This is a genomic window from Coleofasciculus sp. E2-BRE-01, assembly GCF_040221695.1.
GTDB lineage: Bacteria > Cyanobacteriota > Cyanobacteriia > Cyanobacteriales > Coleofasciculaceae > Coleofasciculus.
Genome location: NZ_JAVKEA010000055.1, coordinates 1 through 7,627 on the forward strand (window position 1 = coordinate 1; position 7,627 = coordinate 7,627).

General features: G+C 45.9%; 8 protein-coding genes and 1 pseudogene. 7 read left to right on the top strand and 2 right to left on the bottom strand.

The window, feature by feature from the left end; genetic code table 11:
* Nucleotides 1-149 precede the first annotated feature (149 nt).
* The 5 genes from RIG66_RS06200 to RIG66_RS06220 all read left to right on the top strand — a co-directional run bounded on the left by RIG66_RS06200 (nucleotide 150) and on the right by RIG66_RS06220 (nucleotide 2,710).
* Nucleotides 150-344, top strand: coding sequence for a hypothetical protein (locus RIG66_RS06200; RefSeq protein ID WP_446376218.1), 195 nt, complete (start codon nucleotides 150-152; stop codon nucleotides 342-344).
* A gap of 2 nt (nucleotides 345-346) precedes the next feature.
* Nucleotides 347-1,402 carry a DUF3326 domain-containing protein gene (locus RIG66_RS06205; RefSeq protein ID WP_446376232.1) on the top strand — a complete coding sequence of 352 codons (1,056 nt, stop codon included), beginning with the start codon at nucleotides 347-349 and terminating at the stop codon, nucleotides 1,400-1,402.
* The gene (locus RIG66_RS06210) at nucleotides 1,402-1,995 is read left to right on the top strand and encodes a CPBP family intramembrane glutamic endopeptidase (RefSeq protein ID WP_446376220.1); all 594 of its coding nucleotides are present in this window, start codon (nucleotides 1,402-1,404) and stop codon (nucleotides 1,993-1,995) included. The genes RIG66_RS06205 and RIG66_RS06210 overlap by 1 nt, the downstream gene beginning before the upstream one ends.
* Nucleotides 1,996-2,159: 164 nt before the next feature.
* Nucleotides 2,160-2,426, top strand: coding sequence for a ribbon-helix-helix domain-containing protein (locus RIG66_RS06215; RefSeq protein WP_446376222.1), 267 nt, complete (start codon nucleotides 2,160-2,162; stop codon nucleotides 2,424-2,426).
* Nucleotides 2,423-2,710 (top strand): type II toxin-antitoxin system RelE/ParE family toxin, encoded by a 288-nt coding sequence (locus RIG66_RS06220; protein WP_446376224.1) that lies wholly within the window; start codon nucleotides 2,423-2,425, stop codon nucleotides 2,708-2,710. The genes RIG66_RS06215 and RIG66_RS06220 overlap by 4 nt, the downstream gene beginning before the upstream one ends.
* Nucleotides 2,711-2,920: 210 nt before the next feature.
* Here RIG66_RS06220 and purN read toward each other — a convergent pair whose 3' ends face one another.
* On the bottom strand, nucleotides 2,921-3,580 hold the full coding sequence (purN, locus tag RIG66_RS06225) for a phosphoribosylglycinamide formyltransferase (RefSeq protein ID WP_446376226.1): 660 nt from the start codon (nucleotides 3,578-3,580) through the stop codon (nucleotides 2,921-2,923).
* Nucleotides 3,581-3,705: 125 nt separating this feature from the next.
* On the opposite strand from purN, the gene pcrA reads away from it, so the two are divergent.
* Nucleotides 3,706-6,042, top strand: a complete 2,337-nt coding sequence (gene pcrA, locus RIG66_RS06230) for a DNA helicase PcrA (protein WP_446376228.1) — start codon at nucleotides 3,706-3,708, stop codon at nucleotides 6,040-6,042.
* Nucleotides 6,043-6,198: 156 nt separating this feature from the next.
* Nucleotides 6,199-6,297, top strand: a complete 99-nt coding sequence (locus RIG66_RS06235; RefSeq protein WP_446376230.1) for a sortase B protein-sorting domain-containing protein — start codon at nucleotides 6,199-6,201, stop codon at nucleotides 6,295-6,297.
* A 540-nt stretch (nucleotides 6,298-6,837) separates the two neighbouring features.
* Here the strand turns inward: RIG66_RS06235 and RIG66_RS06240 are convergent.
* Nucleotides 6,838-7,491 (bottom strand): annotated as a pseudogene (locus tag RIG66_RS06240) (DMT family transporter); the annotation flags it as partial.
* Nucleotides 7,492-7,627 lie beyond the last annotated feature (136 nt).

Below are 7,627 nucleotides of genomic sequence, written 5' to 3' on the forward strand. Positions count from 1 at the left end.
GCGAGTTCGTTATCGACAAGAAAAGGAGGTCAACCCGATTGGATTACTGCACACCGATTCACCGTAAGGATGGTTATAGCTATGCATTTTGATTAGGTTTGCGTAGATGTCTATAGAGATTTGGTTACAGTTCTTTACCCCCCTAAAAAATGACGACTCACTTCATTACTGCTGAAATTGACCTCCAAGAGTCACCGAAACAACTCCATCAAGCCATTGAGACGGAACTGCAAAAACAGGGAGAACCCCTGCGTTGGGCGGTTACATCTGTGGATACTCAGGAACAAAAAGCTCAGGTTGAAGCGATTGTCACAAATCCCGATTCTCAACCGTCCACCCCTTAATTATTGTGCGTCCATACACCGTTGTTTTAATCGTTCCCACAGGAATTGGCGCATCCATTGGTGGCTATGCGGGAGACGCTTTACCTGTCGCCAGAGCGATCGCCCAAGTCTGCGATCGCCTAATTACTCACCCCAATGTCCTCAATGGCGCTCAACTCTATTGGAATTTACCCAACGCCCTCTATGTCGAAGGCTATGGACTTGACAAATTTGCCGCTGGATGCTGGGGATTACAACCTGTCCATCAAAATCGGGTGGGATTAATTCTCGACCAGGGGATTGAACCGGATCTACGTTTGCGCCACCTGCAAGCGGCTGATGCCACCAGAGCCACGTTAGGACTGAATCTGACTGATTACGTAATCACTGACGCCCCCTTAAATGTGGAACTGCGGACAGCACCATCGGGGGCGAGTTGGGGTACAATAGGCAATCCCGATAGTTTGTTGCGATCGGCTGAAGTGCTGATTCAACAGGCAAAGGCAGACGCGATCGCGGTGGTGGCGCGTTTTCCCGATGATTTGGGTAGCGAAGCGCTAGAAGCATACCGACAGGGACAAGGGGTCGATCCTCTCGCAGGTGCAGAAGCCGTAATCAGTCACCTAATCGTGCGAACCTTCCAAATCCCTTGCGCCCACGCCCCAGCCTTAATGCCCCTTCCCCTAGAACCCACCCTGTCGCCGCGATCGGCAGCTGAGGAATTAGGCTATACGTTTTTACCCTGTGTGCTGGTGGGGTTAAGTCGCGCCCCGCAATTTCAGGTGACGCCGCGTCAACCGGGAGCAATTTGGGCAGAGGATGTGGATGCAGTAGTGATTCCCGCTAGTGCCTGTGGCGGTAGTGCCTTGTTAAGCTTAAGTCAGTTACCCATTCAAATTATTGCGGTTGAGGATAACCAAACCTCAATGCAAGTGCCTCCAGAACCTTTGGCAATCAAAGCTGTGCGAGTACACTCGTATTTAGAGGCACTGGGTATGTTAGTCACCCATCGCGCTGGAATTAGTGCCGATGCTCTGAATCCCTCCCTGTCGTCTATGCATCGCTTATCTATAGATTAGTGAGTACACAGCTTCCCGATAACCCTGACTTTGAACCCCTCACCCGCACCCAAGTGTTAGTTGCCATGGGGATAACCGCGATCGTTTTACTCGTCGTGGCTAAACTCTGGCTGAAATTTGGGTCGGTGACACTGTTATCCCTAGATTTTACTGTAGAAGGATTACTCATCGGATTAGGTATAGGCGTGGGAATTACCGCGATGAGTAGTGTAGTCTATCGCCTCTGGTCAGCCTACCGTAAAAGTGCTGACGTTTACCTCAACTTGGTTTTAAAGCCGTTGGTATTACCGGATCTGATTTGGTTGGGGTTACTTCCGGGTATGAGTGAAGAGTTGCTGTTTCGGGGAGTGATGTTACCCGCCATTGGTTTGAATGCCGTGGGTGTGATTATTTCTAGCTTGGTATTTGGCGTTTTACATTTGAGTGGTTCCCAGCAGTGGCCCTATGTGGTTTGGGCAACGATTGTGGGGTTGTTACTGGGGTTTAGTGCTGTAGGTACAGGGAATTTGCTGGTTCCGATTGTGGCTCATGTGGCGACCAATTGGCTGTCTAGTTTCCTCTGGAAGTTAGGAAATCGAGAGGTTGAAGCGTAGATCATTGGATAGATACCGACTTTTTGAAGCCATTTTAATTTTTCGATTAGCTTTGATAAGAGAGCGCGGGAGTTGGAGAAGAGAATTGCTGAGAATGTAGCACAAATTTTTAATCTTTGAGCAGTTAGTACAATAAAGTTAATGGTTTTAGGGGGTTTGAGAGGATGAATATTACATTTAAACCAGAAGAGGAGCAGTTGATTCAAGAAAGGCTCAAAAGTGGCAAGTATGGAAGCGCTTATGAGGTGATTGTTGAGGCGTTGCGATTACTTGAAGAACGTGATAATCAGTATCAAAAATGGCTGAAAGAAACGCGGGGGAAAGTAGCGGTTGGTATTGCACAGCTTGATAGAGGAGAAGGAATTGATGGGGAGGTGGTGATTGCTAGGTTGCGGGAGAAGCTTCACAAAGCGGGTGAAACTCAAGAATGAGACGTTACATTATTTCTCCAGAAGCGAGTCAGGATTTAGATGAGATTTCTGATTATTTTTTGAGTCGGAGTCTAGCGGCTGGTGAACGGTTTGTAAATGGGTTTGAGCAGAAATGTAAGAACTTGGTGAAGTTTCCCAATATAGGGCGTTCTTATGCTGACATTGAACCGTCGTTACGGGGTGTTCCTCTCTTCGGTTACATCATTCTTTATCGGGTGATTGAGGATGGCGTGGAAATTGTGCGGGTGGTGAGTGGGTATCGGGATTTAGAATCGTTGTTTTAAGTATTGTAAAGTTTCAATAATAATATAGTCAGATATACCCGATCTCACTCTCAGGACTTACGCAATTGTCACAGGTAATCGTTTTCCCCTTCCTCTTAGTCTAAACTCCAGTTAGCTGGTAGGAACGGGTTTCCCGATAATCGGGTTTTGCCAATACGATGCCAATAAACCCGCTCCGATCAAGGTTTATAGTAGGCAATTCTGGGATTTTTAGCGCCCAAGCGCAACTGCGATCTGGGCGATCGCTTGGGGTAAAATGCGATGTTCTTGAACTTGAATCCGGGCGTGTAGCGTCTCTGGTGTGTCGTCAGGAAGCACGGGAACGGCGGCTTGGATTAAAATGGGTCCACTATCGACTTCTGGACTAACTAAGTGTACCGTACATCCGGTAATTTTCACCCCAGCGGCTAAGGCTTCTTCTTCGGCGTGAATGCCTTTGAAACTGGGTAAGAGACTCGGATGGAGGTTGAGGATACGATCGCGAAATGCATCAATCAAGACTGGCGTGACAATTCTCATCCAACCCGCCATAACCACGAGTTCAACTTGGTATTTTCTCAATGTTTCAACAATTTGAGCATCGAGGGCTTCCCGTTTTTTGTAATCTCGGTGATTATGGAGAACGGTGGGAATACCGAATTTTTCGGCTCTGGCGAGAGCTTTGATACCGGGATTATTGTAGATCATCACTTGAATTTGGGCATGGAGTTGCCCATCTGCGATCGCTTGGGCGATGGCTTCAAAGTTTGTACCACTCCCCGATACCATAATTCCTAGTTTTACAGGAGGTGTATCTTGGACTGGTTTAGGAGTAACCGCCGGGGAAATGAGACTAGGGGTTGTGTCTGTCGCTGGGGTATTGCTGGTCATAGAACTACAGGAATTACCAAGAGTATCATAATTGTTGGGTGGCGTCTGCCCGATACAGTATTGCCTCAAGATACGATACGCTGTACTAGAATAGCCAAACTCTTACCCGCTTGCTTCAGCTAGCCATGACTCAATCGACTGACTTCCTGACGCACCTCAATCCCTCTCAACGTCGCGCCGTCGAACATTTCTGCGGTCCCTTGCTGGTTGTGGCGGGGGCGGGTTCGGGTAAAACGAGGGCGTTAACCTATCGCATTGCCAATCTGATCCTCACCCATAGAGTCGATCCCGAAAACATTTTAGCGGTGACATTCACCAATAAAGCCGCACGGGAGATGAAATCCCGGATTGAAACCCTATTCGCCCAGCAACTGGCTGTCCAAACACGGGGTCAGCGTTTGGAGTTACTCCCAGAACTTGAACAAACCCAGTTGCGATCGCGGGTCTATAAAAAATACATTAAACCCCTGTGGATTGGTACGTTTCACAGCTTGTTTGCCCGGATTCTCCGCTATGACATCAATAAATACACAGATGAAAAAGGACGCCAATGGAAGCGTAATTTTTCCATCTTTGACGAATCCGATGCCCAAACGCTGGTCAAAACCATTGTCACCAAACAATTAAATCTAGACGATAAAAAATTTAACCCCCGAACCATTCGCTACGCGATTAGCAATGCCAAAAACTTAGGCTTATCACCCCAAGCCTTTGAAAAAGAGCAATCTGGTTATAAAGGGCGACTCTATGCTGAAGTTTATCACCATTATCAAGACCAGTTAGCCGCCAACAATGCCCTGGACTTCGATGATCTAATTTTAGTCCCCGTAAAACTCTTCCAACAAAACGAATCAGTCCTGGGATATTGGCACAATCAATTTCGCCATATTTTAGTGGATGAATATCAAGATACAAACCGGATTCAGTACGAACTGATACACCTATTAACCACAAACGGCGAAACTGAAAAAACGCAATGGGATTGGCGCGATCGCTCCGTATTTGTTGTCGGTGATGCGGACCAATCCATATACTCGTTTAGGATGGCAGATTTCACTATCTTACTAGGATTTCAAGAAGACTTTGGTGATGGGTTGTCCGATGAAACGACCCGCACCATGGTTAAATTAGAGGAAAACTATCGCTCGCGCGAAAATATTCTCCAAGCCGCTAACTATTTAATTGAACAGAATACCCAGCGGATTGACAAAATTCTCAGACCCACACGCGGTTTAGGGGAAGTCATTTACTGTCATCACGCCGACGATGAGTTAGAAGAGGCTCATTTTGTCGTTCAACAAATCCTGAAACTGAATCAACAAAACCCAGAACTAGGCTGGGGCAGTTTTGCTATTCTTTATCGAACAAATGCCCAATCTCGCCCGTTAGAAGATGCGCTGCGCGGTCGAGTGCCTTATGTGATTATCGGGGGATTGAAGTTCTACGATCGCAAAGAGGTTAAAGATGCCTTGGCGTATCTAAGAACGATTGCCAATCCTAGCGATACCGTCAGTTTATTGCGAATTATCAATACACCACGCCGGGGTATTGGTAAAGCCACAATTGATAATTTAGTGCTGGCGGCTCAAGAATTGGGAACTCCCCTCTGGGAAATTATCCGGGATGAAACCTCGGTCAATACAATTGCTGGACGTTCGGCTAAAGCGGTTAATCGGTTTGCCCAATTGATTAAGCAGTGCCAAGATAATACGGAAAACTTAGAAGCAGCAGAAATTATTAAATTTATTATGGATGAATCGGGATATGTTGATGACCTAAAAAATCAAGGCACAGATGAAGCGGAAAACCGATTGGAAAATATCCATGAACTGTATAATGCTATCGTTCAATTCCAAGAAGAAAATGAAGATACCAGCCTAGAAGGATTTCTGGCAAATGCGTCGCTGGCGTCTGATTTAGATAATTTGGAAGATGGACAACAAGCGGTGTCTTTAATGACGCTGCACTCGGCTAAAGGATTAGAGTTTCCGGTTGTGTTTCTGGTTGGTTTAGAACAAGGACTTTTTCCCCATAACCGGACGATAGATGACCCGGTTGCTTTAGAAGAAGAACGCCGTCTCTGTTATGTAGGAATTACTCGCGCCCAAGAACAACTCTTTCTTGCCCATGCCCGGGAACGTCGCCTCTATGGGTATCGTGAACCTGCGGTTCGGTCTCAGTTTTTGGATGAGTTACCTGAAGACTTAATTAGCAGTACCTTGGTGAAAGTGAAACAGCAAACGCCTTCTGCCTCAACCGGAAAGTCATCAAAAGCCTCTAGTTCAACGGCAAACTCGAAAGAGTGGAAAAAAGGCGATTTACTTAAGCATGATAATTTTGGTGTCGGTGAAGTAACCCATGTTTTTGGTTCGGGAAATAAAGTTAGTATTGCGGTTAAGTTTCCCAGTTTAGGGCAGAAAATTCTTGACCCGAAGCGAACCAATATACAACGAGTGAATTAGTTGGGGAATAGGAAAATCAATTGTAGGGGCGGGTTTAGGGACTAAATTCAGATATTCACCCCTAACGGAACAGCAAAACCCGCCCTCCCCACCGATAAATTAACAACAAAACCCGCTCTTATAAGGCAATAATCCCTAAGCCAAATTTACGTGACAATGATTCTTGTTATCATTAGCGCGGCTTACCTAATTCGTAGGCGGCGGATGCCAATGTATCAGCAGCCGCGTAGTTACCCTGCTGATGGAGTAGTTTAGACCAAGCATCCAGAATCTCCCAATCGTGGATTCCTTGAGACTTGAGAGACGCGATCGCGTGGTTAACCTGCTGCTGTATCTGTCGGGTACGGGTTGAATCTGTATTCAAGACTTTTGGGCAATCCAATTATGGCAAGTGGGAAAATAGTTCAATTAATAAGGGGGCGGTGCAAAGCAAAGCCACATTGATGACGGTAATGGTTGCGGTGCGAATCCAAGATGTGTTCATAATGCCCCTTCCTTTAAACCAAGATAGGTTTGAGATGAACTATTGCATCCTAAGCGATGACGCCTGTAATGATCTAGAGATTTCCGTCACAGGATAATTGTGATATTGAACATAGAATCGTGCGATCGCGTCCTCTGGAAATTGTCGGGTAAATTCAGTCCTGGCTTAGGATTAAGCTGTTGATGACCTTGATTTGTAGCTGAGGAGTTATTGTCATGAAACTTAAAAAAACTTCTCACTCCCTTCTCTGAAGAACATGGCGTTGTGAATGAATGCAAGCGGATCGCCCTTGCAGCAAAACCAAAGGTATTTCAAGGTAATCGACGCCCTAACGCGATCGCCATTGAACCCGACACCACTAACATCGCCCCAAATAACCCTAAACCTGTCCACTGTTCCGGTGCAACCCATCTAGGGATAAAGCGCGAAGCCATCCAAACTGAACTTAATGTCACCAACGGTGTAAGTGCTAATACCGCACTCACTCGCGAGGCTTGCCAATGTTCCAACGCTTCTGCAAACGCCCCATACGCAATCAGGGTATTTAACCCACAAAACAGGAGTAAACTCAGGTGTAACGGACTCAAACTGAGAAGGGATTGCGGTGTGGTTAGCGGTGTGAACAATAAAGCACAACCGCCATAAATTACCAGCATTATCGTCGTAGACGGTAATTTATGCAAAAGTTGTTTCTGTGCCAAAGCGTAAATCGCCCAAGTTACAGCAGCTAAGACAATAATCATATTACCCAATAGATAGGTAGAGCGTGAGGTGATTACGACTTGAAATCGATCATGGAAAAATAGAGTAAATCCCAAAACCAGAATACCCACACCAATCCATTGACGCAGAGTATAGCGTTCTTTGAAAACAACTAAAGCACCCAAACCTAAAAACATGGGGGCTAACTGAATCAGCACTTGGGCATTTGTAGGAGACGTTTGCCCTAACCCTTGCAAAAATAAGCTGTTCGGCATTTAAATAGGGTATAATTAAAATAGGAAATCCGAAAAACGAAAAAAATATGCCAGCCAAAAATTATTTGAAACCCGCTCAAAAAGAAAAATTACAAGTTGCTCTAAAAACCGAGAAAAATGCAGA

What these genes read in the sequence shown, in the direction of transcription:
- RIG66_RS06200 (WP_446376218.1), top strand. Translation starts at nt 150, where the DNA reads ATGACGACTCACTTCATTACTGCTGAAATTGACCTCCAAGAGTCACCG.
- RIG66_RS06215 (WP_446376222.1), top strand. Translation starts at nt 2,160, where the DNA reads ATGAATATTACATTTAAACCAGAAGAGGAGCAGTTGATTCAAGAAAGG.
- RIG66_RS06220 (WP_446376224.1), top strand. Translation starts at nt 2,423, where the DNA reads ATGAGACGTTACATTATTTCTCCAGAAGCGAGTCAGGATTTAGATGAG.
- purN (WP_446376226.1), bottom strand. Translation starts at nt 3,580, where the DNA reads ATGACCAGCAATACCCCAGCGACAGACACAACCCCTAGTCTCATTTCC.
- pcrA (WP_446376228.1), top strand. Translation starts at nt 3,706, where the DNA reads ATGACTCAATCGACTGACTTCCTGACGCACCTCAATCCCTCTCAACGT.
- RIG66_RS06235 (WP_446376230.1), top strand. Translation starts at nt 6,199, where the DNA reads ATGATTCTTGTTATCATTAGCGCGGCTTACCTAATTCGTAGGCGGCGG.